Annotated in this window: 25 protein-coding genes and 2 tRNA genes; 18 read left to right on the top strand and 9 right to left on the bottom strand. The window is 67.4% G+C overall.

Annotated features, from left to right (window positions below):
• Positions 1 to 4 precede the first annotated feature (4 nt).
• Positions 5 to 748 carry an energy transducer TonB gene (locus HH212_RS25575; protein ID WP_170205025.1) on the top strand — a complete coding sequence of 248 codons (744 nt, stop codon included), beginning with the start codon at positions 5 to 7 and terminating at the stop codon, positions 746 to 748.
• 101 nt (positions 749 to 849) lie between these two features.
• Positions 850 to 2,160 (top strand): replication-associated recombination protein A, encoded by a 1,311-nt coding sequence (locus HH212_RS25570; protein WP_170205024.1) that lies wholly within the window; start codon positions 850 to 852, stop codon positions 2,158 to 2,160.
• A 182-nt stretch (positions 2,161 to 2,342) separates the two neighbouring features.
• Here the strand turns inward: HH212_RS25570 and HH212_RS25565 are convergent, their stop codons facing one another.
• From HH212_RS25565 to HH212_RS25555, 3 genes are all read right to left on the bottom strand, one after another.
• Positions 2,343 to 3,716, bottom strand: coding sequence for a right-handed parallel beta-helix repeat-containing protein (locus HH212_RS25565; RefSeq protein ID WP_170205023.1), 1,374 nt, complete (start codon positions 3,714 to 3,716; stop codon positions 2,343 to 2,345).
• Between the two features lie 311 nt (positions 3,717 to 4,027).
• Positions 4,028 to 5,551, bottom strand: a complete 1,524-nt coding sequence (locus tag HH212_RS25560; protein ID WP_229217465.1) for a right-handed parallel beta-helix repeat-containing protein — start codon at positions 5,549 to 5,551, stop codon at positions 4,028 to 4,030.
• Positions 5,552 to 5,787: 236 nt separating this feature from the next.
• Positions 5,788 to 6,912 (bottom strand): choice-of-anchor Q domain-containing protein, encoded by a 1,125-nt coding sequence (locus HH212_RS25555; protein WP_170205022.1) that lies wholly within the window; start codon positions 6,910 to 6,912, stop codon positions 5,788 to 5,790.
• A 269-nt stretch (positions 6,913 to 7,181) separates the two neighbouring features.
• Between HH212_RS25555 and HH212_RS25550 the strand changes: the two genes are divergently transcribed.
• The 7 genes from HH212_RS25550 to HH212_RS25520 all read left to right on the top strand — a co-directional run bounded on the left by HH212_RS25550 (position 7,182) and on the right by HH212_RS25520 (position 14,433).
• Positions 7,182 to 8,516 (top strand): lipopolysaccharide biosynthesis protein, encoded by a 1,335-nt coding sequence (locus HH212_RS25550; protein ID WP_170205021.1) that lies wholly within the window; start codon positions 7,182 to 7,184, stop codon positions 8,514 to 8,516.
• Entirely contained in the window at positions 8,513 to 9,883 is a 1,371-nt protein-coding gene (locus HH212_RS25545; RefSeq protein WP_170205020.1) for a glycosyltransferase, read from the top strand. The genes HH212_RS25550 and HH212_RS25545 overlap by 4 nt, the downstream gene beginning before the upstream one ends.
• Positions 9,884 to 9,908: 25 nt before the next feature.
• Complete coding sequence (locus HH212_RS25540) at positions 9,909 to 11,162, top strand: hypothetical protein (protein ID WP_170205019.1); 1,254 nt, start codon at positions 9,909 to 9,911, stop codon at positions 11,160 to 11,162.
• Positions 11,163 to 11,282: 120 nt separating this feature from the next.
• Positions 11,283 to 12,578, top strand: a complete 1,296-nt coding sequence (gene serS / locus HH212_RS25535; protein ID WP_170205018.1) for a serine--tRNA ligase — start codon at positions 11,283 to 11,285, stop codon at positions 12,576 to 12,578.
• 94 nt (positions 12,579 to 12,672) lie between these two features.
• Positions 12,673 to 12,762: transfer RNA gene (locus tag HH212_RS25530), tRNA-Ser, on the top strand.
• A 313-nt stretch (positions 12,763 to 13,075) separates the two neighbouring features.
• Positions 13,076 to 13,165: transfer RNA gene (locus HH212_RS25525), tRNA-Ser, on the top strand.
• A 272-nt stretch (positions 13,166 to 13,437) separates the two neighbouring features.
• Entirely contained in the window at positions 13,438 to 14,433 is a 996-nt protein-coding gene (locus HH212_RS25520; protein ID WP_170205017.1) for a 2-hydroxyacid dehydrogenase, read from the top strand.
• Positions 14,434 to 14,453: 20 nt separating this feature from the next.
• On the opposite strand, the gene HH212_RS25515 is transcribed toward HH212_RS25520, so the two are convergent.
• Positions 14,454 to 15,458 carry a methyltransferase gene (locus HH212_RS25515; protein WP_170205016.1) on the bottom strand — a complete coding sequence of 335 codons (1,005 nt, stop codon included), beginning with the start codon at positions 15,456 to 15,458 and terminating at the stop codon, positions 14,454 to 14,456.
• A gap of 217 nt (positions 15,459 to 15,675) precedes the next feature.
• Here HH212_RS25515 and HH212_RS25510 point away from each other — a divergent pair, with 217 nt between their 5' ends.
• From HH212_RS25510 to HH212_RS25490, 5 genes are all read left to right on the top strand, one after another.
• Complete coding sequence (locus HH212_RS25510) at positions 15,676 to 15,861, top strand: hypothetical protein (RefSeq protein ID WP_170205015.1); 186 nt, start codon at positions 15,676 to 15,678, stop codon at positions 15,859 to 15,861.
• Positions 15,862 to 15,902: 41 nt separating this feature from the next.
• Positions 15,903 to 16,778 (top strand): KPN_02809 family neutral zinc metallopeptidase, encoded by an 876-nt coding sequence (gene ypfJ / locus HH212_RS25505; protein WP_170205014.1) that lies wholly within the window; start codon positions 15,903 to 15,905, stop codon positions 16,776 to 16,778.
• Positions 16,779 to 17,021: 243 nt separating this feature from the next.
• Complete coding sequence (locus HH212_RS25500) at positions 17,022 to 18,206, top strand: zinc-dependent alcohol dehydrogenase (RefSeq protein ID WP_170205013.1); 1,185 nt, start codon at positions 17,022 to 17,024, stop codon at positions 18,204 to 18,206.
• 9 nt (positions 18,207 to 18,215) lie between these two features.
• Positions 18,216 to 18,818 carry a hypothetical protein gene (locus tag HH212_RS25495; protein WP_229217464.1) on the top strand — a complete coding sequence of 201 codons (603 nt, stop codon included), beginning with the start codon at positions 18,216 to 18,218 and terminating at the stop codon, positions 18,816 to 18,818.
• 168 nt (positions 18,819 to 18,986) lie between these two features.
• Positions 18,987 to 20,816, top strand: coding sequence for a M4 family metallopeptidase (locus tag HH212_RS25490; protein WP_170205012.1), 1,830 nt, complete (start codon positions 18,987 to 18,989; stop codon positions 20,814 to 20,816).
• A 235-nt stretch (positions 20,817 to 21,051) separates the two neighbouring features.
• Here HH212_RS25490 and HH212_RS25485 read toward each other — a convergent pair whose 3' ends face one another.
• On the bottom strand, positions 21,052 to 21,786 hold the full coding sequence (locus HH212_RS25485) for a M23 family metallopeptidase (RefSeq protein ID WP_170205011.1): 735 nt from the start codon (positions 21,784 to 21,786) through the stop codon (positions 21,052 to 21,054).
• Between the two features lie 33 nt (positions 21,787 to 21,819).
• Positions 21,820 to 23,073 carry a L,D-transpeptidase family protein gene (locus tag HH212_RS25480; RefSeq protein WP_308633232.1) on the bottom strand — a complete coding sequence of 418 codons (1,254 nt, stop codon included), beginning with the start codon at positions 23,071 to 23,073 and terminating at the stop codon, positions 21,820 to 21,822.
• A 90-nt stretch (positions 23,074 to 23,163) separates the two neighbouring features.
• Between HH212_RS25480 and HH212_RS25475 the strand changes: the two genes are divergently transcribed.
• The gene (locus HH212_RS25475) at positions 23,164 to 23,469 is read left to right on the top strand and encodes a 2Fe-2S iron-sulfur cluster-binding protein (RefSeq protein ID WP_170205010.1); all 306 of its coding nucleotides are present in this window, start codon (positions 23,164 to 23,166) and stop codon (positions 23,467 to 23,469) included.
• Between the two features lie 31 nt (positions 23,470 to 23,500).
• On the opposite strand, the gene HH212_RS25470 is transcribed toward HH212_RS25475, so the two are convergent.
• Positions 23,501 to 24,436, bottom strand: a complete 936-nt coding sequence (locus HH212_RS25470; protein WP_308633231.1) for an alpha/beta hydrolase family protein — start codon at positions 24,434 to 24,436, stop codon at positions 23,501 to 23,503.
• A gap of 159 nt (positions 24,437 to 24,595) precedes the next feature.
• On the opposite strand from HH212_RS25470, the gene HH212_RS25465 reads away from it, so the two are divergent.
• Positions 24,596 to 24,775, top strand: a complete 180-nt coding sequence (locus HH212_RS25465; RefSeq protein WP_169433520.1) for a hypothetical protein — start codon at positions 24,596 to 24,598, stop codon at positions 24,773 to 24,775.
• Between the two features lie 72 nt (positions 24,776 to 24,847).
• Here the strand turns inward: HH212_RS25465 and HH212_RS25460 are convergent, their stop codons facing one another.
• Positions 24,848 to 25,051, bottom strand: a complete 204-nt coding sequence (locus HH212_RS25460) for a hypothetical protein (RefSeq protein WP_170205009.1) — start codon at positions 25,049 to 25,051, stop codon at positions 24,848 to 24,850.
• 340 nt (positions 25,052 to 25,391) lie between these two features.
• Here HH212_RS25460 and HH212_RS25455 point away from each other — a divergent pair, with 340 nt between their 5' ends.
• Positions 25,392 to 25,532: a hypothetical protein gene (locus tag HH212_RS25455; protein WP_169433519.1), complete on the top strand. Its 141-nt coding sequence runs from the start codon at positions 25,392 to 25,394 to the stop codon at positions 25,530 to 25,532.
• Positions 25,533 to 25,590: 58 nt separating this feature from the next.
• Positions 25,591 to 25,962 carry a hypothetical protein gene (locus HH212_RS25450; RefSeq protein WP_170205008.1) on the top strand — a complete coding sequence of 124 codons (372 nt, stop codon included), beginning with the start codon at positions 25,591 to 25,593 and terminating at the stop codon, positions 25,960 to 25,962.
• Between the two features lie 88 nt (positions 25,963 to 26,050).
• Here the strand turns inward: HH212_RS25450 and HH212_RS25445 are convergent, their stop codons facing one another.
• Positions 26,051 to 26,248 (bottom strand): hypothetical protein, encoded by a 198-nt coding sequence (locus HH212_RS25445; RefSeq protein ID WP_229217463.1) that lies wholly within the window; start codon positions 26,246 to 26,248, stop codon positions 26,051 to 26,053.
• Positions 26,249 to 26,339: the final 91 nt, after the last annotated feature.

Below are 26,339 nucleotides of genomic sequence, written 5' to 3'. Positions count from 1 at the left end.
CGCGATGAAGCCGTTCCTGCATTGCGTGGCCGCCGCCATCACGGCCTTCGCCGCTGCATCGGCCGCATCGGCTGTCAGCCCGGATGCGCAGGCGGCTGCGCAGCAAGCCGGCGCCGACCCGGCTGCTGCGGGCGTCGCCAGCCAGGCCGCCGGCGCCGACCAGGGCCAGTCCGGCGTCGGCGCCGACCCTGCCGCCGCGCCGGCGGCCGTGCCCATCCCCGACACCTGCGCGCGCCCGCCGTGGCCGCCCGAGGCGCGCCGCTACGAACTCGAGGGCCGCACCCGGCTGCGCTACCGCATCGCGGCCGACGGCAGCGTCGCCGATGCCGCGATCGAGCAGGGCAGCGGCTGGGCGCTGTTGGACGAGGCCAGCCTGAAGACGCTGCGCGGCTGCAGCTTTCCCGCGCAGCAGGCCGCCGACGCCCAGGGCACGGTGCGCCAGGTGGTGCATGTGTGGGCGCCGGAGGGCGAGGGCATGCGCCCGGCGCTGGTGGCCGGCAGCTGCGCGCCGTCCACCCAATTCGCCGGCTTCGCGCCGCTGGACGGCAGCAGCGATGGCGGCGGCATCCGCGTGCGCATGCTGGTCAATACCGGCGGCGCGCCGTTCGGCGTCAAGGCCGAACGCGGCGCCTTCCCGGCCGACCAGGTCGAGGATGCGCGCCAGTACGCGGTCAGCTGCCGCTTCACGCCGGCGAGCGGCGCCGGCCGCCGCAGCGACGCCATGTTCGGGCGCGTCCTGCTGAAATAGGGCCGCGCGGCGCCGGTGCGCGCCGCTTGTGTTTTCGGCATCCCGCCCCTACATTGGCGGGATGAAAATCATGTACACCCCGAGCGCCACGGGAGCCTTCCTTGGCTGACCTGTTCAAGACCGAACCCGCGCCGCCGCTGGCCGAGGCGCTGCGTCCGAAGACCATCGGCGAGGTGATCGGCCAGAGCCACTTGCTGGGCGAGGGCAAGCCCTTGAACCTGGTGTTCAAGTCGGGCCGCCCGCATTCGATGATCCTGTGGGGGCCGCCGGGCGTGGGCAAGACCACGCTGGCGCGCCTGACGGCGCATGCCTTCGACTGCGAATTCATCGCGCTGTCGGCGGTGCTCTCGGGCGTGAAGGACATCCGCGCCGCCGTCGAGCAGGCAGAACAGTACCTGGCGCGCGGCAAGCACACCATCCTGTTCATCGACGAGATCCACCGCTTCAACAAGTCGCAGCAGGACGCGCTGCTGCCGTTCGTGGAAAGCGGCCTGGTGACGCTGATCGGCGCCACCACCGAGAACCCGTCGTTCGAAGTCAATTCGGCGCTGTTGTCGCGTTCGCAGGTGTACGTGCTCAAGGCGCTCAGCGACGACGAGCTGCGCCAGTTGCTGGAGCGCGCGCGCCGGAACGTGCTGCAGCACCTGGTGTTCGACGAGGTGGCGGTGCAGACCCTGGTCGGCTACGCCGACGGCGATGCGCGCCGCTTCCTCAACCTGCTGGAGCAGACCAAGACCTCGGCCAACACCAGCGGCGTCACCCGCATCACCAAGGACTTCGTCGAGAACGCGCTGACGTTGAACGCGCGCCGCTTCGACAAGGGCGGCGACAATTTCTATGACCAGATCTCCGCGCTGCACAAGTCGGTGCGCGGCTCGCATCCGGACGCCGCCCTGTACTGGCTGTGCCGCATGCTCGACGGCGGCGCCGACGCCAAGTACCTGTCGCGCCGCATCGTACGCATGGCCTGGGAAGACATCGGCCTGGCCGACCCGCGCGCGATCCAGGTCGCCAACGACGCCGCCGCCACCTACGAGCGCCTCGGGTCGCCCGAGGGCGAGCTGGCGCTGGGACAGGCCGTGATCTACCTGGCGATCGCCGCCAAGAGCAACGCGGGCTACAACGCCTTCAATGCCGCCATGGCCTTCGTGCGCAAGGACAAGTCGCGCGAAGTGCCGGTCCACCTGCGCAATGCGCCGACCAAGCTGATGAAGGAACTCGGCTACGGCCACGAATACCGCTACGCGCACGACGAGCCGCATGCCTATGCGGCCGGCGAAACCTACCTGCCGGACGGTATGCCGGAGCCGCGCTGGTACCAGCCGGTGCCGCGCGGGATCGAGGGCAAAGTGGCTGAAAAACTGGCCTTCCTGCGCCAGCTGGATGCGGACGCGGGCACGGCCGGAGAGTAGCGGCGCCAGCCCTGCGTCGTCCCCGCGCAAACCCATCCGTCGTCCCCGCGCAGGCGGGGACCCATACCGAGTAGCCGGAAGCGATACATCCGCATGACAGCAAAAAGCCCCGCACCGGCAAGGCCGGCACGGGGCTGGAGCGTGGATACGCGGTGGCTTGCGCCACCGCGTCTGTCACACGATCAGTAGCTCTCGTAGGCGCCGATGTCGAACGCGCCGCCTTTCGGACGGGCCACGCCCAGGATGTCGGTGCCCGGCGCCGACGAGGCGCTGCCCTTGTTCACCGCCGGCGAGCCGGACTGCAGGCGGTAGTCGCCGGTGCCGGCCGGGTTGTAGCTGACGAACTTCGGATCGGCGCTGACGGTCGCGGTGGCGCTGCCGACCTTCATCGTGATGCTTGAACCGTTGCCGTAGACCAGGTTGTTGGTCACGCTGTTGCCCGAGCCGATGCAGCTCTGGCCCGAGTAGCAATATTCCATGATGCCGGCGCGCGGGTTGTTGTAGACGATGTTGTTGAGCACCTTGGTATTCACCAGCTGCACGCCGCCGGGCGAATCGCCCACGCCGATCACGATGCCGCCGCCCATGCCCGACGAACCGTTGGCGAACACGGTGTTGTTGGCGATGGTGGCGTCGGACGCGGCGTGCCACAGGTGGATGCCGTAGGCCGAGACGCGGTAGACCACGTTGTTCATGATCTTGCCGCCCTTGTTGGACGAATAGATGCCCTGCACGCCGTTGCAGCCGCCCGGCTTGCCGATGTCGTGCACGACGTTGCCGATCACATCGCCGTTGGAACCGCTGTAGTTGGCATTGACCACGCCGGCGCCGCCGCTGCCGGTGCAGCCGCCGGAGACGGTGATGTTGTGGATGTGGTTGTTCGAGACCAGGGTGTTGGAACCGTTGTTGACGATGCCCAGGCGGCCCGGGCCGCTGATGTCGAAGCCGGTGATGTCGATGTAGTTGGCGCTGTTGGTCCACATGGCTTCGGTGCCGCTGCCGACGATCTTGGCGCCCCACTTGGTATCGGACAGGAACACGATGCGGTTGCTGGATGTGCCGCTGACCTTGGTGGTGACGTTGCCGGCATAGGTGCCGGCGGCGACGTGCACGGTGGTGCCGGCCTTGGCGGCGGCGGCGGCCTTGGTGATGGTCTTGAACGGCTTGGCCTGGGTACCGGTGTTGGCATCGGAACCGCTGGTGGACACGTACAAGTGGTAGATGCTGGTGGTGGTTGCCGTCGGAGTCGCGGTCGGCGCGGTGGGCGCCGCCGGGGTAGCCGTGCCGCTGCGGGTACGCGAGACCGAAGCCAGGGTATCGTTGTCGGCGGAGACCAGCGCGGCGTCGACCGCGGTTGCGACGGCGGCGCTGACGGCTTGCTGGTAGCCGTCGGCATTCTTGCTCTCTGCGCTCAGCGGTGCCGCCGCGGCATTGGCGGGTACGGCGGCCTGGCCGGCGGCTTGGGCGGCGCCGCAGGTGCCGAGGAAAGCGATGGCGCTGCAGGCGAGGAGATTGTTGGCACGGTGGGCGAACAGGGAGGCGATTGCGTTTTTCATGCGGGAGATTCCTTACTTCAACGAGTCAATGAGTACTGCTTTTGAGCTGTGGAAACTTCCTAAGTTCAACTTTTTCGAAAAAAGTTTTCTTAGGGTATGAAAATGCCAAAATAAATTTCTAATTAGAAATAAATGGCAAATATTGTTCAGCTCGCTTAAAAGGGCATGCACGGCGTTGCGCGCATGCCGGATCGAGAAATTCCAGGGAAATGGGAGGAGTGCGGCGCTGCGGCGGATCGCTTCAAGCGCCTTGGCCCGGCGCCGGAACGTATCGGTTCAAGCGCTGCCGGCAGTTGCTTCGACGGCGCGGATCAGTAGCTCTCGTAGGCGCCGATGTCGAACGCGCCGCCCTTCGGCCGCGCCACGCCCAGGATGTCGGTGCCCGGCGCCGACGAGGCGCTGCCCTTGTTCACCGCCGGCGAACTGGATTGCAGGCGGTAGTCGCCGGTGCCGGCCGGGTTGTAGCTGACGAACTTCGGATCGGCGCTGACGGTCGCGGTGGCGCTGCCGACCTTCATCGTGATGCTTGAACCGTTGCCGTAGACCAGGTTGTTGGTCACGCTGTTGCCCGAGCCGATGCAGCTCTGGCCCGAGTAGCAATATTCCATGATGCCGGCGCGCGGGTTGTTGTAGACGATGTTGTTGAGCACCTTGGTGTTCACCAGTTGCACGCCGCCGGGCGAGTCGCCCACGCCGATCACGATGCCGCCGCCCATGCCCGACGAACCGTTGGCGAACACGGTGTTGTTGGCGATGGTGGCGTCGGACGCGGCATGCCACAGGTGGATGCCGTAGGCCGAGACGCGGTAGACCACGTTGTTCATGATCTTGCCGCCCTTGTTGGACGAATAGATGCCCTGCACGCCGTTGCAGCCGCCCGGCTTGCCGATGTCGTGCACGACGTTGCCGATCACGTCGCCGTTGGAACCGCTGTAGTTGGCGTTGACCACGCCGGCGCCGCCGCTGCCGGTGCAGCCGCCGGAGACGGTGATGTTGTGGATGTGGTTGTTCGAGACCAGGGTGTTGGAGCCGTTGTTGACGATGCCCAGGCGGCCCGGGCCGCTGATGTCGAAGCCGGTGATGTCGATGTAGTTGGCGCTGTTGGTCCACATGGCTTCGGTGCCGCTGCCGACGATCTTGGCGCCCCATTTGGTGTCGGACAGGAACACGATGCGGTTGCTGGACGTGCCGCTGACCTTGGTGGTGACGTTGCCGGCATAGGTGCCGGCGGCGACGTGCACGGTGGTGCCGGCCTTGGCGGCGGCGGCGGCCTTGGTGATGGTCTTGAACGGCTTGGCCTGGGTACCGGTGTTGGAGTCGGAACCGCTGGTGGACACATACAAGTGGTAGATGCTGGTGGTGGCCGCCGCCGCGGCGTGGGTGGCGGCGTATTCCTCGCTGTTCAACATCGCGTTCGAGACGGCGTCGATGGACATGCCGGCGTTTACCTGCTGGGTCCAGTACTGCAGGCCGGCGCTGTCAGGCTCGCGGCCGAGCAGGGTACGGTAGAGTTCGGCGATCTGGTCCGAGACGCTGGCCGCCGCCGAGCCGACCGAGGCCAGCAGGCGGGTCGGGGAGATGGCGGCAGCGGGCGTTGGTTGCGAAGCGGCTTGCTCGATAGCGCCGGTGCCGGCGCTCTCTTCCGTCAACGCCGCGGCCTGGCCGTCGGCGGCAACAGTTGCTTCGGATACGATCGCGCTCTGGACCATCCCGGCGGTGGTGGCGGACGGGGTGTCGGTCGTGCCGCCGCCGCAGGCGGCCAGCAGGACGGCGGCGCTGCAGGAGAGCAGTGCGCCGGCGTGAACATTCGAAGCAAAAGTGACGATTTTCTTCATCTGGAAATTCCTCTCAAAAAAGATCAATGCGATACCTTTGAGGGAATGAAGCTTCCATAGTTCAATGTTTTTGGGAAAAAATTTTGAAGAAATAACTGAATCCCAAGGAAATTTGTTTGCCTGGAATGATTATCAGGAAACCCGGCGCGGTTGCCTGCGGAAGACGGTGGCCGGCCGGCATGCGGGAGTGGACGGGGCGCGCCCTGAGGCGGCCCATGACAGCTGCGGCGGACGGCTCAGCGCTGCTGGTAGGCGCCGATGTCCACGGCCGCGCCGCGCGGACGGCGCACGCCGTCGATATCGGTTGCCGGCGCCGCCACGGCGATGCCGCTCTTCAAGGCCGGCGACCCGCGCTGCAACTGGTAGTTGCCGCTGCCGTCGGCACGGAAGGCGACGAAACCGGGATCGGCCACGATGGTTCCTCTTGCCTTGCCGACAAGCATTTCGATGCCGATGCCGTTGCCATACACAACATTGTTGGCGACCACGTTGCCGGCGCCGATGCACGCCTGCCCGGGATAGCAATATTGCCTGATCGACGCACGCGGATTGAAGGCCACGATGTTGTTGATGATCCTGGTCCCGCTCAGCACCACGCCGCCGGGCCGGTCGCCGGTGCCGGCCACGATGCCGCCCCCGACCGTAGCGGAACCGTTGGCGAACACCGTGTTGTTGGCGATGACGACCCGGTCGGCCGCATGCCACAGGTGGATGCCCCAGGCCGAGGCACGGTATACGATGTTGTTGTCGATGCGCCCGCGCAGGTTGGAAAGGTAGATGCCGTGCACGCCCGGACAGGCGCCGGGCGTGCCGATGTCGTGCACCACGTTGCCGCTGATCTCGCCGTCGGACGCCGTGTAGTCGGCATTGACGATGCCGCCACCGCCGTTGCCGGTACAGCCGCCCGACAGCGCCAGGTCGTGCACGTGGTTGCCGGCCATGCGCACCCGCGACGCGAAATTCAGGATGCCGGCGCGCCCGCTGCCGCTGAGGTCGAAACCGGCGATTTCCACGTGGCGTCCATGGTTTTCCCACACCGCCTCGGTGCCGCTGCCGACGATCTTCGCGCCCCATTTGACGTCGGACAGGTAGCGGATCGGCGCCGCCGCGCTGCCGGGGGCGGTCGACTTGACGTTCTCGGCATACGTGCCGGGCGCGACGCGCACCGTGGCGCCGGCGCGCGCCCTGGCGGCGGCGGCGCCGACGCTGCGCAGCGGCGCCGCGCGCGTGCCCGGATTGGCATCGTCGCCGTCGGGGGCCACGTACAGCGTGGCCGGTGCGGCGGCGTCGGGCCGGGCCGGTCCGGCAGTGGAACAGCCGAATCCGGCGCAGCAGAACAACAGGCAGGGAAGGGTGCGCATGTCGGTCCTCGATCGATGCGGCCGTCCCGCAGTCGGGCTGGCCGCGCAGCGCGACCTTAGCCCAAACCCGGCCGACCCGTCTTGCGCCGGCTCGACCGCCATGCGGCGTGCGCCTGATGTTTAATTATGGCAATTCACTTTGCCGCGTGCTGATTGATCGGCCTCAGCCTCGCGCCGTAGCGCCATCGCATAATGGACCGGCGTGACCGATGCCTGGTCCGTCCACCCATCTTTCGCACGAGCGAAGTCATCCGCATATGCTGACCCACATGAAAAGCTTGCTGGCATCGCTTTCCCTCGGGCGCACGCCCGATGCGCGCTTCGATCTGTCGGCCGCGATCGGTTCGACGCTGCTGCGCCAGGTGGTGTCGAGCGGCCTGTATTTCGTCGCCCTGTGGGTGACCACGCGCCAGCTCGGCCCGCACGACAATGGCTTGCTGGTGACCGCGCTGCTGCTGCCGCAAACCCTGTACGCCTTCCTCAACCTGGGCCTCGGCCCCAGCCACGTGTACCACATGAGCAGCGGCACCGGCAGTCCGCGCGCCATGCGGCGCCTGAACCGGCGCCTGGCATTCGGCCTGTGGAGCGCGGCCGCGCTGGCGCTGGCGCTGCTCGGCGACGGCGCCATCGGCCGCTGGCTGCCCGGCACTGCCAGGCACACGGCGCTGTACGCGAGCCTGCTGTTCCCGATGATGCTGCTGGCCGGCTGGACCTCGTCCCTGATCCAGGGCGCGCGCGACTACGCCGCCTACAACAAGACCGCGCTGACCCAGCCGCTGGTGTTCTGCACGGGGGTGCTGGTGCTCGGCGCCTTCCACGCGGTCGGCGTGGCCGCGGTGCTGGCCTGCCACATCCTGAGCCAGGCCGCGCTGTGGCTGGCCAGCGAGGTGCGCGTGCACGGCTACGCCGCGCCGGTGCCCGATCCCGGCGTCAAGCTCGGCGCCGCGGTCGCGTTCGGGCTGCGCACCCATCTCAGCAACGTGATCACCTTTCTCAACTACCGGGTGGCGCTGTATGCGGTGAGCCTGATGATCGATCCCGCCGGCGCCGGCCGCTACGCCCTGGCGATCCAGCTGGCCGAGGTGCTGTGGCTGATCGCCAGCGCGGCCTCGGTCGTGGTGTTTCCGGAGTCGGCGGCGCACAACCGCACGCCGGCGGCGTTGCAGGCCATGGTGCGCAAGGTCGCGCTGACCGTCTTCAAGATCACCTTGGGGGCGGCGCTGCTGGCGGCCGTGCTGGCCACGCCGGTGATCCCCTGGGTGTTCGGGCGCGACTATGCGGAGGCGGCGCTGCCTTTCGTGATCCTGCTGCCCGGCATCGTCGCCTGGAGCTACATGAGCGTGGTCGCCAATTCGCTGGCCGGCATGGGCTGCCAGCGCGTCAACATCCAGGCCGCGCTGCTGTCGTTCAGCCTGAACGGCGCGGGCTGCCTGCTGGCGATCCCGCAGTACGGCCTGCATGGCGCCGCCCTGGCTTCCACGGTGGCCTTCAGCGCCACCGCCGCGTACACGATCTTCTTGTACCGCAGGATCATGGCCGAGCGCATCGCCCGGGCCGGCGCAGACGGGCAGGGGACGGCGCGGGCACCAGGGGAAGAGCGATGAAGCCGGCAAGAATGCTGATGGTCACCTCGCTGTACCCTTACGGACAGGGCGAGACCTTCGTGACGGCCGAACTCGAGCATGTGGCGCGCAGCCTGGGAAGGATCGGCATCGTGCCCGGCTTTTATGTGCCCGGCACCACCCCGCGCCCGGCGCGCCAGCCCGTCGATCTCGCCTATGCCGACACCCGCTGGGGCTTCCTGCGGGTGCCGCGCATGCTGGCCTGCCTGCTGCTGGCGCTGGTCCATTACCGCTGGGCCGGCGACCTGGCCTCGATCCTGGCGCGCCCGCGCAAGCTGGACAACCTGAAGGAACTGGTGCGCGCCTTGTACCGGGCGCGCATGTTCGAGCATTTCCTGGGCGGGCTGGCGCGCCGGGCCCGCAGCGGCGCGGCGCATGCTTGCGGCGCCGGCAGCGACGCCGGCGTCGATATCGTCTATTTCTACTGGATGGTGCCGGAGATCGCCGGCGCACTGCATTTCCGCAAGGCCAGCGGCACCCCCTTGCGCATCGTCTGCCGCGCCCATCGCGGCGATCTCTACGAAGACCTCAAGCCGGGCGGCTACGCCGGACTGCGGCGCACCGTCATGGCCGGCATCGACGACGTCTACTGCATTTCCGAGCACGGCGCGCGCTACCTGGCCGAGTGCTTTCCGGCGGCGTCCGGCAAGATCCATGTGTTCCGGCTGGGCGTCGACGACCCCGGCTTCCTCAACCGCCAGCCGCACGACGGCCCCTTGTCGATTGTCTCCTGCGCCTTCGTCATCGCCAGCAAGCGCCTGCACCTGATCGTCGACGCCATGGCCTGCCTGCTGGCGGCCGATCCGGCGCTGCAGATACGCTGGACCCATGTCGGCGACGGCCCCTTGCTGGAACAGGTGCGCGCCCATGCGGCCAGGCGCCTGGGCGGCTTCGGCGCGCGCGCACAGGCCGTGTTCGAGGGCTACCGCACGCAGGCCGAACTGATGGCGTTGTACCGCGCAGAAGCATTCGACGTCATCGCCAACGTGAGCGACAGCGAAGGCATCCCGGTCAGCCTGATGGAGGCGTGCGCCGCGGGCATGCCGATGGTCGCTGCCGACGTCGGCGGCAATGCCGAGATCGTCAACGGCGCCAACGGCGTGCTGCTGCCCGCCGACGCCGGCGCCGCGGCCATCGCGGCGGCGCTGCTGCGTTTCAACGACCGCGCCGCGGCGCGCGCCGTGCGGGCGGCGGCGCGCCGTCATTGGGCCGCCCATTTCGACGCCGCCGCCAACTACGCGCGCTTCGGCCGCGAACTGGCCGGCGGCGGCCAGGCGCAGCCGCATGCAGCGGCCGGCGCGGCGCCCGTGCTGGATGCGGTCGGCGGCGATGGGCCGCCGGCCGGCTGACCTGGCGCATCGGCGAGGAATGACCATGAGCGACGGCGCACGGCGGCAGGCAGGCGGCAGACTGGCGTTCCTGGGTTTCCTGGTCGCGCTGTTCCTGTTGTTCACCCCGTTCGAGCAAGGCGGGCCGAACCCGTCGATGTTCCCCAAATATTTCACCGCCGCCATCTCGGTACTGGCGCTGGCGCCGCTGTGCTTCATCACCCGGCTGCGCCTGCGCATCGAATCGCAGCTGGTGCTGGTGGCGCTGGCGATGGTGGCGCTGCACGCGCTGGCCGTCAGCCCCGTTCCCTTCCACTTCGTGCTGCTGATATCCCTGAACATCTGCCTGGCGCTGTTCATCTACGAGGCCAGCTTCACCTGGCGCGCCGAATTCGTCGCCGCGCTGTCGTGGCTGCTGGTGATCAATGCCGCCGTGATCACCGTGCAGGCGCTGCTGTTCCACTTCACCGGCGGGCCGATCGTCGACTTCCACAAGATGGTGTTCGGCTCCAGCAGTCGCTTCGTCGAGGACTTCCTCAACATCGCCCGCTTTTCCGGTCTGCACGTGGAGCCGGGCACCTACGCCAATTACATCGGCTGCCTGGCGGCAATCCTGATGCTGGCCTCGACCTTCAGCGGCCGCTTCCTGCTGCTGTGCTTCATGGCGGTGCTGTCGGTGTTCGCCACCAATTCCGGCTCCTCGGTGTATTTCGTGCCCTTGATGATCGTCCTGCTCGCCTACCTGTGGCGCTCCAAGGTGCGCGCGTCGCACATCGTCCTGCTGGTCCTGGCGGTGCTGGTCTACATGTTCTTTTCCGGCGTGATGGAACACCTGGAGGCGCGCTTCTTCGAGCGCGACGACGGCAGCCTGTCGCACCGGCTGGAAGGCGTGCACGCCTGGGTGGCGCTGAGCCTGGAGGACAAGCTGATCGGTGTCGGCTTCGGCGCCGATCCGTGTTTCCGCTGCTATTACCAGGACATCGGCATGGTCTTCAACCTGCTCACGCGCGGGGGGCTGATCGTCACGCTGGCGTTCGCCGTCATGGTCGGGCGCATGATGCTGGCGAACGGCCCGGTGCTGGCGGTCTTGCTGGTGCTGGTCCCGGTCAACGAAAAGATGTTTTTCTATGAGGCGCCGATCTGGCTGTTCTTCCTGTTCGCGATGACGCCGCATGCCAGGGGCAGGGAACTGCGCAGCCGCGGGGCAGCGCCATTGCCACCCGTGCCGGCGCCGCGTCGCGGCCGTGACGACGTCCGCGCGCCGGCCGCCGCGCTCATGGACGAACGCCCCGGCGCCTAGGCCATGCCCGCTGCGGGCGTCCGTGCGCCGCCGATCCACGCGCGCGGCATGCAAACGTCTTGGAACGGCCTGCGGCTTGGTACAATTGTGATTTCGACATACGTCCGCTTCCTTCCGACAATGATAGACATCCAACTCCTCCGCAAAGACATCGACAACGTGGCCGCGCGCCTGGCCACGCGCAAGTACCAGCTCGACGTCGCCGCGTTCAACGGTCTCGAAGCCGAACGCAAGGCGATCCAGACCCGCACCGAAGAGCTGCAGGGCAAGCGCAACGCCTTGTCCAAGCAGATCGGCATGCTCAAGGGCAAGGGCGAGGACACCAGCGCCGTGATGGCGGACGTGGCCGGCCTGGGCGATGAACTCAAGGCGAACGAAGCCGCCCTGGCCGATGTCCAGTCGCGCCTGGCGGAATTCCTGGAAGCGGTGCCGAACCTGCCGCACGAATCGGTGCCGCCCGGTCTTGACGAAGGCGGCAATGTCGAGGTGCGCCGCGTCGGCGCCCCGCGCAGCTTCGACTTCGCCGTCAAGGACCATGTCGACATCGGCGAAAAGCTGGGCCTGGACTTCGATACCGCCACCAAGCTGACCGGTTCGCGTTTCTCGGTGATGAAGGGCGGCATCGCGCGCCTGCACCGCGCGCTGGCCCAGTACATGCTCGACACCCACACCGGCCGGCACGGCTACACCGAGTGCTACACCCCCTACATGGTGAATGCCGATTCGCTGCGCGGCACCGGCCAGTTGCCGAAGTTCGAGGCCGACCTGTTCTCGGTCAGGAAGGGCGGCGTGGAGGGCGAGGGCGAGCATTTCTACCTGATCCCGACCTCGGAAGTCTCGCTGACCAACATGGTGCGCGACGAGATCGTGGCGCTGGAAGAATTGCCGATCAAGATGACCGCGCACACCCCGTGCTTCCGTTCGGAAGCCGGCAGCTACGGCCGCGATACCCGCGGCATGATCCGCCAGCACCAGTTCGACAAGGTGGAACTGGTCCAGGTCGTGCATCCGGACACCTCGTACGCGGCGCTGGAAGAGATGGTCGGCCACGCCGAGACCATCCTGCAAAGCCTGGACCTGCCGTACCGCGTCATGTCGCTGTGCACCGGGGACATGGGCTTCGGCGCGGCCAAGACCTACGACCTGGAAGTCTGGCTGCCGGCGCAGAACACCTACCGCGAGATTTCCTCGCTGTCGAACTGCGAAGATTTCCAGGCGCGCCGCATGCAGGCGCGCTTCCGCAACGCCAGGAACAAGCCGGAACTGCTGCACACCCTGAACGGCTCCGGCCTGGCGGTCGGCCGCACCCTGGTGGCGGTACTGGAAAACGGCCAGCAGGCCGACGGCAGCGTCGTCATCCCGGAAGTGCTGCGCCCCTACATGGGTGGCCTGGAGCGCCTGTCGCCGGCGGCCTGAATCGAGACAGGGCGATCGATGCGCGGATAGCCCTTCCGTTTTTCCATGGGGCTGCTATAATGCGGCCTCTCGCGAATACAGCGACCGGTTACCAGGAGAGGTGGCAGAGTGGTCGAATGTACCTGACTCGAAATCAGGCGTACGGGTGACCGTACCGTGGGTTCGAATCCCACCCTCTCCGCCAATAAATAAAAAAGGCTCCCTCGGGAGCCTTTTTTGTTTGGTGGCGGAGAGGAGGAGAGCGCCTACGCGCGTTCCGTGTGGGATTCGAAGCCGTGCGCGTACTCGCGCACGGGCGGCCCGCGGCACGTGGGCGAATCCCCCCCCTCCCCAAGAAGCGCCCGCAGGGCGCTTCTTCATTCCAGGTTCTGCGTAGTGAAGCACGCTTGCCGCTATCTCTGCGGTTGGCGAGAAATGCAAAAACAATTTCCACGCTTGCGATATTCCCAACCCCCATCTATAATACGGCCTCTCGCGATGCAAGCGACCGGTTACCAGGAGAGGTGGCAGAGTGGTCGAATGTACCTGACTCGAAATCAGGCGTACGGGTGACCGTACCGTGGGTTCGAATCCCACCCTCTCCGCCAAAAATGAAAAAGGCTCCCTCGGGAGCCTTTTTCTTTTTGGCTTCGATGCGGAGAGCGCCTGCGCGCTCGCCGTGTGGGATTCGAAGCGATGCGCGTACTCGCGCATCGGCGGCCCGCGGTACGTGGGCGAATCCCACCCTCCCAAGAAGCGCCCGTAGGGCGCTTCTTCATTCCAGGCCTTGGCAGTGAAGCCTGCAGACCCACAACTTCGCTGCAAAAACCGATCCCGACGCCAGCCCGCCAACTGGCGTCTTCACAAGAAGGATGCCTCGATGAAAACCGCCGTCTTCAGTACCCGCCGCTACGACCAATCCCTGCTGCGCGCCGCCAACGCCGATGCCGGCCACGAACTGCTGTTCCTCCAGGATCGCCTGACTGCGGCCAGCGCGCCGCTCGCCGCCGGTTGCCCGGCGGTGTGCGTGTTCGTCAACGACGAGGTCGATGCCGAGGTACTGGCGATCCTGGCGGCGCAGGGCACGCGCCTGGTGGCGACGCGTTCGACCGGCTACAACCACGTCGACACCGCCGCCGCCGCGCGCCTCGGCATCGAGGTGGTGCGCGTCACCGATTACTCGCCGCATTCGGTGGCGGAATTCGCGGTCGGCCTGCTGCTGGCCGTGAACCGCAAGATCGCGCGCGCCAGCGTGCGCACGCGCGACGGCAATTTCGAACTGGACGGCCTGATGGGCTTCGATTTGCACGGCAAGACGGTGGGCGTGATCGGCACCGGCAAGATCGGCGCGATCTTCGCCCGCATCATGCTCGGCTTCGGCTGCCGCGTGGTCGGCCACGACGTGCACCCGAACCCGGCCTTCGAGGCGATGGGCGGGCGCTACCTGGCGGTGGACGAGCTGCTGGCCTGCAGCGACGTGGTGTCCCTGCATTGCCCGCTGTTCGAGGCCACCCGCCACATCGTCAACGCAGCCTCGCTGGCGCGCGCCAAGCGCGGCTGCATCCTGGTCAATACCAGCCGCGGGGCGCTGGTCGACACCGAGGCCGCGATCGGCGCGCTCAAGAGCGGCCAGCTGGGCGGCCTGGCGATCGACGTCTACGAGCAGGAATCGAGCTTGTTCTTCCAGGATTTGTCATCGACCGTGATCGCCGACGACGTGATCCAGCGCCTGGTCTCGTTCCCGAACGTGATCGTCACCGGGCACCAGGCCTTCTTCACCGAAGAGGCGATCGGCCAGATCATGCGCACCACCATCGACAGCATCGGCGCCTTCGAGGCCGGGCGCGAACTGGTCAACCGGGTGCCGGCGGCCTGAACCGCCGCACCAGTCCGCGCTCAGCCGCGCCTGACCGCATGCAGCCACACCGCCGCGATGCGCTCGACCCGCTCGTAGCCTTCGCAGCCGAGCTGGCCGCCGAAGATGTCCGGGTCGAGTTCTTCGTAGCGCCACTCGGCGCAGCCGGCGTCGAGGCGTTCTCGGATCGCCGCCAGGAAGCGGTCTTCGCCTTCGACGATGGCGACGCCGGTGTACAGCAGCAGGCTGCCGCCCGGGTTCAGGCGATCGAGCGCGGCGTGCACGATGTCGATCGAGAGCTGGGCGCCGTGTTCGCCGCCGCCATGGCGGTAGGCCAGTTCGTCCTTGTCGAGGATGTAGGGCGGATTCGACATGATCACGTCGAACCCGCCATCGACGCCGTCCAGCAGGTCGCTACGCACGGGCACCAGGTTGCTGGCGCCATTGATGGCGGCGTTGACTTCGGCCAATGCCAGCGCATCGCCGTTGATGTCGGCGCCGTATACCATGGCCTCGGGCCGGCGCAGCGCCAGTTCGATCGCGCCCGGACCGGCGCCGCAGCCGATGTCGATTGCGCGCTCCACCTTGCGTTGCAGCGACGCCGACGCCAGCGCGCGCTGCAGCGCGGCGACGTAGCGGTAGGTGTCGGGGCCGAAGAATACGGCATCGTCGTCGTGCGTCGGCCAGGCCGAGTGGAAGTACAGGCGGTCGCCGATGGTCGAGGCGCGCACCAGCGCGCGCCGCGCTGCGGGAGCGTCGGGGGGCGTGGCGGATGCAGCGCCGGACGCCGCACCGGAAACGGCAGCGAGCAGCCCGGCCTGCGCCAGCGGCGTTTCGACCTCGGCCGGCAGCACGCCGGGGCCGAACGGCCGGCTCCAGCCGAGCGCGCCGCGCAGGTCGTGCGCCCGGGCATTCTCGGGGCGGCCGTTGACGCGGCGGTGGGTGGCCGGGGTGACGGTCACGAAGCGATAGGCATCGGCGCGCAGGCGTGTGCCGAGTTCGACGAGGGCGGCGCGCGCGGCGCTGGAGGCGAGAGGCAGTGTCATGGTTCCAGCATGCGCGCCCGCGCGGCGGCCTTCCGTACGCCGTCGCACAGTCGATGGCATGCTGCGATCGCGGCGCAGGCAGAGGAAAAAGCGCGAGAAATCCTCGCGCGCTCCCGAAAAACATGTCTTATGTGAATATTCGAACATACCATGCAGTGCCCATCACGCATACTGCGACCATGGCCGGTGATGCCGGCCTTTGCACACAAGGATTACGATGAAATCGACATTGCCGAAGGATTCCCTGAACGAGCGCCTGGAGCGCGAATGCGAGCGCGAGCGTCACGAGCGCGCGCTGAACGACGAGCAGCGCGCCGGCATCTGTTCGGAAGCGGAATTCCGTTCCAAGGATGCCCGTGAAAAAACCGGCCTGGTCAATGTAAAGCGTCCAACCGGACGTTGAGAAACGAGGCGCCGCATGGCGCCGCAGCAAGGAGAAGCGGTATGCGTTGGGATGGTGATCGGCAAAGCGACAATGTGGAAGACCGCCGCGGCGATGGCGGCGGCGGCGGTGGCGGCTTCGGCATCGGCGGCGGGACCCTGGGGATCGGTTCGGTCGCCATCGCGTTGCTGGGGTCGTGGTTCTTCGGCGTGTCGCCGGGCACCATCCTGAACCTGTTGTCGGGTGGCGGCGGCACGCAGCAGGTGCAGCAGGCGCCGTCCCATCCGCCCGCCACCGACCGCGAGACCCAGTTCGTACGTACCGTGCTCGGCTACACCGAAGATACCTGGACCCAGATATTCAAGTCCAACGGCGCCACCTATTCGCCGCCGCGCCTGGTGCTGTTCTCGCGCCGCACCCAGACCGCCTGCGGCACCGGCCAGAGCGCGACCGGCCCGTTCTATTGCCCGGCCGACCGCAAGGTGTACATCGACCTGTCGTTCTTCCAGTTGATGCAGCAGCGCTTCAAGGTGGGCGGCGAGTTCACGCAAGCCTACGTGATCGCGCACGAGGTCGGCCACCACGTGCAGAACCTGCTGGGCATCTCGGGCAAGGTCGACAGCGCCCGCCGCAACCTGTCGGAAACCCAGGCCAACGCCATGTCGGTACGCCTGGAACTGCAGGCCGACTGCTTCGCCGGCGTGTGGGCCTACCACACCAACCAGGCCAAGCAGATCATCGAGCAGGGCGACATCCAGTCGGCCCTGGCCGCCGCCAGCGCCATCGGCGACGATGCGCTGCAGCGCCAGTCGCAGGGCGAAGTGGTGCCCGACTCATTCACCCACGGCACGTCCGAACAGCGGGTACGCTGGTTCACGCGCGGCATCCAGACCGGTTCGGTCGAGCAATGCAATACCTTCGAGGCGCGCCAGCTCTGACCCGCGACCCACTTTCCTGACACGACGAACGGCCGCTCCCATGCGGCCGTTTTGCTTTGTTAATTCCAATTGGAAAATAACCTGTATCAAAAATTTCCTTTTAAAAACAATAATCTAGCAGACGGCAAAATAACGTTCAAAAAGTGCCGTTCCTTTCCGTGCGCCTATCGCCTTTCTTGATTTTTTGCCATAAGGTGGGCCGATCGTCCTTGCATATGCGGGCCGTCAACCATTGGAGGACTTATGCTGGCAATGAATTACCGCGGACCCTACCGCGTCCGCGCCGACCACAAACCGGACCCGGTCATCGAACACCCCGGCGATGCGATCGTGCGCGTGACGCGCGCCTGCATCTGCGGTTCCGACCTGCACCTGTACCACGGCATGGTCCCGGATACCCGGGTCGGCCACACCTTCGGCCACGAATTCATCGGCGTGGTCGAGGACATCGGTTCGGACGTGCACAAACTCAAGGTCGGCGACCGCGTGCTGGTGCCGTTCAACGTATTTTGCGGTTCCTGCTTCTTTTGCCAGCATGAGTTGTACGGCAATTGCCACAACACGAATGCGCAGGCGTCGGCGGTCGGCGGCATCTACGGTTATTCGCACACGGCCGGCGGCTACGATGGCGGCCAGGCCGAGTTCGTGCGCGTGCCGATGGCCGACGTCGGCCCGATGGTGATCCCGGACGACATCCACGACGACGACGCCGTGCTGCTGACCGATGCGCTGCCGACCGGCTACCAGGCCGCCGAGATGGGCGACATCCAGGAAGGCGATACCGTGGTGGTGTTCGGCGCCGGCCCGGTCGGCATCTTCGCGGCGAAGTCGGCGTGGCTGATGGGGGCGGGGCGCGTGATCGTGGTCGACGAGGTGGAATACCGCCTCGAATTCGTCAAGCGCTACGCCCAGTGCGAAGTCATCAACTTCCGCGAAATCAACGACATGGCGGCGCACATCAAGAAGATCACCGACGGCATGGGTGCCGACGTCTGCATCGACGCGGTCGGCGCCGAAGCCGGCGGCGACGTCGCCCAGACCATCACCGGGCGCTACATGAAGATGCAGGCCGGTTCCGCCACCGTGCTGCACTGGTGCATCAACTCGGTGCGCAAGGGCGGCAACGTGTCGATCGTCGGCGTGTACGGACCAACCTTCAACGCGGTCCCGATCGGCAACGCGCTGAACAAGGGCCTGACCCTGCGCATGAACCAGGCCAGCGTGCGCCGCCACCTGCCGCGCCTGATCGAGCACATCCGCGCCGGGCACATCAACCCGAAGGAGATCATCACGCACCGCATTCCGCTGGAAGAAGTGTCGGATGCCTATCACATCTTCTCGAGCAAGCTGGACGAATGCATCAAGACCGTCCTGATCCCGCCATCGGCCCGTGAAGTGCGCGCCGTCAGCGCCAGCGCCAAGCCATAAGGAGCCAGCATGGAATCGAACCGCGACAACCCCATCGAACGACAAGATCATCAGGACCATGTCCACCGCCACGACGGCGACGGCCATGTACACCAGCACCCGCTGCAGGGCGACTTCACCAGCCACCCGCCGCGTCCCGGCCGCGAGCAATTGAGCCATATCCAGGGCTGGGGCGTCGACCTCGACCGCAAGAACCGTCCCGGCGTGCCCATGGAGCGCACGCCGCCGCGCTTCATCAACCAGCACGAAGGCAAGCTGCCGCAGCAGCCGGAAAACGTCGAAGTGCTGGTGTCGTGCGAACGCTCCGGCATCACGCCGGTCTTCGGCACCGTGCAGCCGCCGCAGGGCGTGTCCGGCGCGCTGCGCCGCCTCGCCTTCAAGTGGAGCGAGAGCGACATGCGCCACTGGCTGCTGCTGTTGCTGGCCGACCGCGTCAACGTGGTCGAGGGCATCGGCGACGACCTGGCCAGCGGCAAGGTGCCGAACGTGCTGGGAGAAATGGGCATCAAGGCCGAGTGGCAGTACAACAAGGCCGGCCTGGCGAAAAAGGCACTGGTGGCCGGCGCCGTGGTCGGCACCGCGGTCTACCTGATGCGCCGGCGGGATCGGTGAACGCGTCCAACCGTGGCATGCTTTGCCGATGTGCCGGCGATGGATGACCGCGTGGGCGGCGTAGCCGTCCACCCTACCACGCCGCGAAAGTAATTCTTGCGCTTGAGCAAGTATCATTAACCGAGCTCGTCCACACTTCGGTAGTCACCCCTACCGAATGGAGACGAGATGAACAAGCGCACGATCCTGGCGTCGCTGGACGCCTGCTCCCCGCTGGCCCTGGCCGCTGCCCTGCTCGCGAGTCACGCCGCGGCCGCGGCGCAGGCCGCCGCACCCACGGCCAGGCCGGCGGCCATGAGCGCGCCGCAGGCCGCCACCCCGCAGACCCGCGCCGCGCTGGTGGCCCAGCTGGAGGCGCGTCGCATCGAACGCGGGCTGGATGCGCGCCACGGCTTCGCCGTGATTGCCCAGCATCCCGGCATGCAGGGCATGCAGGTGGCGCGCGTGGCGCATACATTCAAGGGCGTGCGCGTGTTCGGCTCGGAATCGGTGCTGGTGCTCGACGATAGCGGCCGCATCCGCTCGGAATCGGCTTCCGAACGCCGCCTCGGCCTCACGGCCGGCGCCGGCCAGGCGTTCGCGCCGGGCACGCCGCCGGCCCACGATTTCAGCGTGGCGCCGGCGCTCACTTCGCAGGCCGCGATCGAAGCGGCGTTGAAGGCGCTGGGCGCGTCGCCGTCGCCCGACGCCGGTACGCGCCACGTCACGCCGCCCAGCGCCGAACTGGTCATCTTCCCGGTGATGCGCAGCGAACGCCTGCAATCCGCGCTCGGCAAGCCCGAGCAGGAATTGAACGCGCTCGACGTGCGCGACGTCGTCGACCGCTACGAACTGGCCTGGCTGGTGCGCATCCGCATGCACCTGGATGGCAAGCCGGTGTACCGCGACACCGTGGTCAGCGCACGCGACGCCGCCATCCTGGACAGCTGGGACATGCTGCAGAGCGTGATCGGCATCGGCAAGAGCCAGTACAACGGCGAGGTGCCGATCAATACCACGCTGGTGGACGGCAAGTACAAGATGCTGGACGACAGCCGCGGCGCCGGCGGGACGTTCGGCGGCATGGCGATCACCAATGCCGACCACGGCACCAGCGCCGGCGCGGTGTACGTCAACGACACCAATACCTGGGGCGACGGCAAGCAATACAGCGCCGGCGGCCTGACCACCGACGCCAACGGCCAGACCGCGGCGGTGAATGCGATGTGGGGCCTGATGAACACCTACGACGCCTTGAAGAACGTGTTCGGCTGGCTATCGCTCGACGGCCACAACACGGCCACTTACATCGCCGCCCACGTCAACACCGCCTACGACAACGCCTACTACAGCGACACCTGCCGCTGCATGTTCATCGGCGACGGTTCCAGCTTCAACAGCCTGGGCTCGATCGACGTGATCGGCCACGAGATGGGCCATGGCGTGACGGCGTCTACGTCCAACCTGACCTATTCAGGCGAATCGGGCGGCCTCAACGAATCCTCGTCGGACATCAACGGCGAAGTCATCGAAGCCTATGCGCGCGCCGGCGGCAAGGGCGACGCCATCCCGGCCAGCGGCAACGACTGGGTGCTGGGCAAGGAAATCAGCAAGGACGGCACGCCGCTGCGCTGGATGATGAAGCCGAGCAAGGACGGCAGCAGCCCGGATGCCTGGAGCAGCACCCTGAAACGCCTGGACGTGCACTACAGCAGCGGCCCGAACAACCGCATGTTCTTTTTCCTGTCCCAGGGGTCGAGCAGCGACAAGGCTGGCGATACCTGGAGCAAGTACCTGGTCAAGACCCCGCTGGCGATGACCGGCATCGGCCTCGACAAGGCATTCCGCATCTGGTTCAAGGCCAACACCACCAAGTTCACCTCCAGCACCAACTACGCCGACGCGCGCGCCAAGATGATCGAATCGGCCGAGGAGCTGTATGGCAAGGGCAGCAGGGAAGCGATCGCGGTGCAGCGGGCGTATGCGGCGATCAATGTGGGGACGGATGTGGACGAATGAAGATGTCGGAGATACACGCACGGCAACCGGCGTCGTCCCCGCGCAGGCGCACTGTTGTCCAAGATAATCGTCATCTCTGCTTTAACCCATAGCTCGTCGTCCCCGCGAAGGCGGGGACCCATGCAGCATGTCCGAAGCCGGTACTTTTGCAGCATTCGGGATACGCTCCAAGGCGGCATGATCTACGCTTGCATCCCTGATCGACGCTGCAATCGATGCCGCTGACGCGGCGGCATCACCTGCTGCCCAGCAGCGGATACGGATTCACCGGCGTCCCTTTCCACCACAATTTCTCCGGCGTCAGCTCGAACACCGCGAAGTGCAGGTGCGGCGCCTTGGGATCGGCATTGCCGGTCGTGCCCACGTAGCCGATCGGGTCGCCGCGCTTGAGCATGGCGCCTTCCTTGACGCCGTCGGCATAGCGGTCCAGGTGCGCATAGTAATAGGCATACTTTTCGCTCGGATCGAACTGGTACAGCGTGATGCCGCCCGGCTTGCTGGTAAACAGCTTGGCCACCACGCCGTCGGCCGCCGCCACCACTTTCGTGCCCTTGGGCGCCATGATGTCGAGCGCTTCGTGGTGGCGTTCGTTGCCGCGCGGCTGGTCGAAGGTGTCGCGGATCTGGCCGGCGGCGATGCCTTCGACCGGCGTGCTCAGCGTGCCGGGCGGCAGCGCCGGCGGCGGCACCGCGCCGCCCGGCAACGCGGCCAGGTCGGCCACAGCCGGGCGCAGCGGCAGGTCGATGTCGGCCAGTTCCGTGAAGTCCGGGGCGATGTGCGGCGCCGGCGGCAGCTTGCCGGCGATGGCCGAGGCCGGGATCGGGGCATCCGGCGCCGGCGTCGCGGCGGCCGGCACCGACGCCATCGGGGCGGCGCCGGGCGCAGCGTCGTGCGGTACCTGGCGCAGGAAAGCGAACAGGCCGCCGGCGCCCACCAGCACGCCCGCCAGGAAGGTCAACAGCCATTTCATCGTGGTCTCCTTTGATCGTTGTAATGAGCGGTGTCAGTCGCGCAGCACGACTTCGGTGCCGGCCTGCACCAGCCCGCCGACCTCGGCGGCGCTCCAGTTGGTCAGGCGGATGCAGCCGTGCGATTCGCTCTTGCCGACCAGGCCCGGCACCGGGGTGCCGTGGATGCCGTAGTGCGGCTTGGACAAATCGATCCACACCACGCCGACCGGGTTATTGGGGCCGGCGGCGACGGTGGCGCGCTTGTCGCCCTGCTTGGCATCCCAGAACAGCTTGGGGTTGTAGTGGTAGGTCGGGTTGCGGTACACGCCCTGGATGGTCCAGTTGCCGATCGGGAGCGGATCGTGCACGCTGCCGGTCGAGGCCGGGTATTGCGCCAGCAGCCGGCCGTCCGCGTCGAGCAGGGTCAGCACGCGCGTGCTGTTCGACACCACCACGGTGGAGGCCGGCGGCAACGGCGGCGTGCCGACGACGTTCGGCACCACGATGCTCTCGCCCAGGCGGGCCAGGTCCTTGCCGGCGTTGAGCTTTTCGATCAGCGCGGGATTGGCGTGGAACTTTTCACCCAGGCCTTCGGCCGGGGTCGCGTAGCCGAGCTTGGGCAGCTTGGCCTTTTCCATCATGTCGCCCGGGATCGGCTGGAACGGCCCGGCGACGTCGCCGTGCGCGAGCGTGTAGCTGACCAGGGTCGGCGCGGCGTCGGCGTTCAGGGCAGTCCAGGTCGGACCGTCGAGCTTGCCGCTCGGCGCCAGCTTGTGGGCTTTCTGGAAGCCGGTCAGCGCCTGGCGCATGTTGGAGCCGTAGGCGCCGTCGATCTCGCCCGGCGAGAAATGGGCGCGGTCGAGCAGCACCTGGGCGCGCAGCATGCGCTCGAATTCGGCGGCGGCCCATTGCGACGATGGCGCCTGGCCTGCCATACCGGCGGCGGGCATGGATGCGGAGGCGGACACCGCCGGCACGTCCGGCTGCAGCGGCGCGGACGGCGACATCGGCGCGGACGACTGCGCCTGGCTGGGCGGCTGGGCAGTATCGGATGGCTCGACGGTATCGGCCGGCTGCATCGCGGCACCGGGCGGCGCCAGCTCCGGCGAGCGTGCCTGCGCCGAGCGCTCGACCACCGGCGGGGTCGCGCGGAGCGGCGTGGCCGGGGCGGTTCCCGACTGCGCCGGGTGCGCCGTGGAGCGGGATGGATTGGATACCGGCTGGGCGGAAGCGGAAAACGCGCCGCCGAGCAGGACGACGAGGAGGGGAGTGCGGAAGTTCTTCATGTGCTGCCTGCTGTCTTGCATGTCGAGGCTCCAGCCTAATGCTGCTCGAAAACATGGTCTGTGCGGAAACGAACCCATGGGCGGGACAGGGCCGCGGGTACAATCCGGGCCATGAGCACACCGATCATCACACTCCGGCCGTCCGGCTGGACCTTTGCGGCGCAGGACGGCGAGACGCTGCTGCGCGCGGCCGAGCGCGCCGGCATCGAACTGGCCAGCTCGTGCCGCAACGGCACCTGCCGCGCCTGCATCTGCCGCCTGGCGCCGGACAGCCGCGGCGCCGCCGTGCGCTACCTGGTCGACTGGCCGGGCCTGTCCGTCGACGAAAAGCGCGACGGCTACCTCCTGCCATGCGTCGCGGTCGCGGAGGAAGACGTCGCCATCGAGCAGCGCCTGGCGCGGCGCATGCCGGCCTGAGCGGCGCCGTTCCCCCGCGCTGCGGACGACGTCAGCGCGCGGCTGCCGGCGCCAGCGCCGCTTCGATCGCCTTCAGCACCAGCGGCCACGACGCCGAACCGGCGGCCACCTCGTCGTAGTGGCTGGCGCCGGGCAGGATCACGACCTCGGCGGCGTCGCCGGCGGCGCGCGCGCGCGCCGCGAACGCATGCGCCACGCGCGGCGGCGCGATGGTGTCCAGTTCGCCGGTCACCAGGATGGTGCGGCTGCCGTTGGGCAGCAGGTCGCCGGCATTGGTGTCGGAAAACACGTCAGGGCGCGCCGCGCTCGGCGTGCCGGCCAGTTGCGCGGTCTCGCGGCCACAGCTCGATGCGATCAACGCCGCTTCCCGGCGCAAGTCGGCCAGGCCGCCCAGGCTGACGACCTGGCGTACCGGCAGCGGGTGCGCCGTGTAGAGCGGGCTGGAGGCCGGGATGCGCGGGCGCGCCGCCAGCCACTGCACCAACTGGCCGCCGGCCGAGTGTCCGACCGCGGCCAGGCGCTCCAGGTCGAGCGGATAGGCCTTGGCCTTTGCCGCCAGCAGTTCGAGCGCGGCGTTCATGTCCTGGTAGGTGCCGGGATAGCCCCCGCCGGCTTCGTCGACGCGGCGGTACTCGACGTTCCAGACGGCGATGCCGCGCGCGGCCAGTGCGCCGGCCATGTTGCGCAGCTGGACGATGCCGCCGAATTCCCTGGTCCAGCAGCCGCCGTGCACCAGCACCGCCACCGGAAACGGCCCCTTGCCGGCCGGCAGGAACAGTTCCGCGTACTGCGACGGCGCGCTGCCATAGGCGAAGGTGGCGCTCGGTGCCGGGCCGTTCAGCGCCATGTAGTCGGCCAGTTTCATCGGAACGGCGGGCGCGCCGGCCTGTGCGGAGGCGGTGGCGGCAAGGCCGGCGAGCGCGGCGATGGCGGCGGCGGAGCGGAACGGGGCGGAGGGACGCGGCATGTCTGGAAACGTGAGCGGATGGTTGGCCAGGCGCCACTATAGCAAGCCGGCGCAGCGCATGGCAGAGCCGCGCGCACGATTGAAAGCCGGGTCGTTCCGTCCATGCTAGTCTGCGCCGGACGGCAACGGTTCGCGTGCCGACCTACCCGAGGAGGAACCATGATCGACATGCAGCAACCGGGTCCGGGCGCCCGCATCCACGCCCATTCGACGCCCGATCCCAGCAATCCGGAAGTGCCGCCGCCGCAGCCGAGCCCGGACCCTGACGACGTGCCGGCGCCGTCGCGCGCACCGGTGCAGGAACCGGACATGCCGACGCCGCCGGTGAAGGCGCAATAAGAAGCCCAACGCAATGAGAAAGGGCGGCGCGGACGGCAAAAGCCGCCGCGCCGCCCTGGTGATGCCCTGGTATCAGCCCTGCGCGGGCTTGTCGTCCTGCGATTGCTGCGGCTGACCGTCGCCGGACTTGCCGTCCGCCGGCAGCGGCGGGATTTCCTTGATCATCTGGTCGGTTTCGTGCTGCGCCGGCGAACGCTCGCCGCTGCCGATATCGGCTTCGTGCAGCATGCCGCTACCCTTGGCGGCCGGATCGTGCTTGGTATCGGAAGTTGTCATGGGGTGCTCCATTTCGTTGTCATGTTGACGTGATCCTAACAGCCGATACCGGGTACCGGCGCGCAATAGGCGCCGTGCAGGGCGCCCGCCGCGAAGCGATGCGTTGCGTGGCATGCACAATGCACCGCTTTGCCTTGCCGGGCGCTTGCCGGGGCACCTGTGCCGTCCGCAAACTTTTTATAATGGGTAAGGGGGCCTCGAAAAACCGTCGCGAGCGGCAGCAGTTTCAGCTGAGAAGCGCAGCCGTACAGGCGTACGGCGAGAATCGCAAGTTGAAAATGCAACGCGTAGTAGGTTTTTCGAGGTACCCGTAAGCGGCGCGTGCCGTTTTATGGAGGACATGATGAGCACCACCTTGCACAACAAGATCTACCTCGGCCGCAATAGCCTGCTGGATTCGCGCTCCATGCAGGCGGCGCTGGTGCTGAGCGCGCTGGCCGGCCTGGTGTGGGCCGCGCTGGCGATGCGTGCCCCGAAGTAGGTTGCCGCAGCGGCCCGCCACGGGTACCATGGCGGGTTTGCTTCCGTTGAAAGTGGTAATGAAGAACGAAAAACTCACGGGCGACGAATACGACGCGCTCGAATGGATCCGCGGCGGCGCCCGCAACGACCGGGTGAACGCCTGCGTGGGGCGCAACGCCAAGCGCCTGTCCGGATTGAAGATGGTGCAGTACGCCCGCAACGGCGGCCTGGCGCTGACCGACAAGGGAGAGGAAGTGCTGTTCCTGCGCCGCTGCGTGCTGGCGCTGCGCAACCTGGACGGCGACCCGGCGGCGGCGGTCGACGAGGACGTGGTGCAGTTCCTGAACCGCAAGTCGCACATCGCCGTGCGCAGCGAGGGCGGCTACGAGCTCACCGCGCGCGGACGCGAATCGCTGGCCGACATCCGCGCCCAGGAACCGCAGCGCTGAACGCGGCCTGCCGCGCCGGTGCGCGCGCTTTACCGCGCAGCCGTGCGCGGTGATGCCGGGCCGGCGCGTCCAGGCCGTACGTTGCTGTTCAAGCTATGCGGCGGCGGTGCGGATACACCAGCGTGCGCACGGCGATCTCGGCCGGCACGTTCATCGAGGCCAGGAACTCGGCGGCGCGCTGCAGGCCCAGCGTCGGGATCGAGGCCACCGCCTGGTTGACCAGGTCGCGCGTGCGCATGTCGGTGCGCTGCTGGCGCTGGCCCACGGTCGCGCTAGTGCCGTTCATCGTATCGTTCATCATTTTTTCCGTGTGTCTATTGCAAAAAAGGCAGACGTATTGTATGGGAACGATGCCGTTTAGGCCACCTCTAAATGCT

The organism is Massilia forsythiae (assembly GCF_012849555.1).
GTDB lineage: Bacteria > Pseudomonadota > Gammaproteobacteria > Burkholderiales > Burkholderiaceae_D > Telluria > Telluria forsythiae.
Note: the sequence above shows the minus strand (reverse complement) of the source record. Positions and strands in the feature narration are given on the sequence as shown.